The organism is Williamsia herbipolensis (assembly GCF_000964005.1).
GTDB classification, from domain to species: domain Bacteria; phylum Actinomycetota; class Actinomycetes; order Mycobacteriales; family Mycobacteriaceae; genus Williamsia_A; species Williamsia_A herbipolensis.
The window spans coordinates 1-1,103 of the sequence record NZ_JXYP01000050.1 but is presented as its reverse complement, the minus strand read 5'-3'; the positions used below and the strand labels follow the sequence as shown (position 1 = coordinate 1,103).

Here is a 1,103-nt window from a genome sequence, read left to right as displayed (position 1 = left end):
TGTACTGACCCGAGACGTTGGTCGAGTGGCTGTGACACGTCAATCTGAGTGATGACGCGGGAGGGCCTCCTGCGGTGGAGTGGAACTGCCTAGGTATCCGCTCGTCCCTCAGGAGGCCCTCGTGTCCCACGCTAATGCCGCTCTGACTCCTCGTGCCCGGTTACGGGTCGCTCAGCTTGTCGTCGACCAGCACGTCCCGATCAGTGAGGTCGCCGCCCGGTTCCAGTGTTCCTGGCCGACGGTCGCGCGGTGGGCGCGCCGGTATGCCGCTGGTGAACCGATGTCCGATCGGACCTCGCGCCCGCACTCGATGCCCGCCAAGACTGAGCTGGCGACCACCCGGCGAATCGTGTCGCTGCGCCTGCGTAAACGTCTCGGGCCGGTGCAGCTGGCCGCGGCGAGCGGGGTAGCGCCGGCCACCGCACACCGCGTCCTGGTGCGATGCCGACTCAACCGGCTCGCCCACGTCGACCGGGCGACCGGTGAACCGGTCCGCCGCTACGAACACGACCATCCCGGCGCGATGCTGCACGTCGATGTCAAGAAGTTCGGCAACATCCCCGACGGCGGCGGGTGGCGATTCGTCGGTCGCACCCAGGGGCGGCGTAACCGAGCCGCGACTCCGAACAAACCCAGGAACAGACATCGCAACCCGAAGATGGGACATGCGTTCGTACACAGCGTAATTGACGATCATTCCCGGGTCGCCTACGCCGAAGTCCACGACGATGAGACCGCCGCCACCGCCACCGCGGTCCTCATCCGTGCGGTGGCATGGTTCGCCGAGCGCAGTATCACCGTCGAGCGGGTGCTTTCCGACAACGGTTCGCCCTACATCTCACACCTGTGGCGCGAGACCTGTGCCGAGTTGTCGATCAGGCACACCAAGACCCGGCCCCGCCGGCCCCAGACCAACGGCAAAGTCGAACGATTCCACCGCACCCTCGCCGACGGCTGGGGCTATGCCCGCGCCTACACCTCCGAAGCCGAACGGCGCGCCGCTCTGAGCGGATGGATCCACGAATACAATCACCACCGACCCCACACCGCCTGCAGCAACAAGCCACCCATCACCCGTTTGACCAACCTGTCGGGTCAGTACA

At 66.3% G+C, this 1,103-nt stretch carries 1 protein-coding gene; it reads left to right on the top strand.

What is annotated here, in order from left to right; genetic code table 11:
• Positions 1 to 121: 121 nt before the first annotated feature.
• The coding region (locus tag TU34_RS22095; RefSeq protein WP_045825091.1) for an IS481 family transposase at positions 122 to 1,103 on the top strand (982 nt) is incomplete at its 3' end.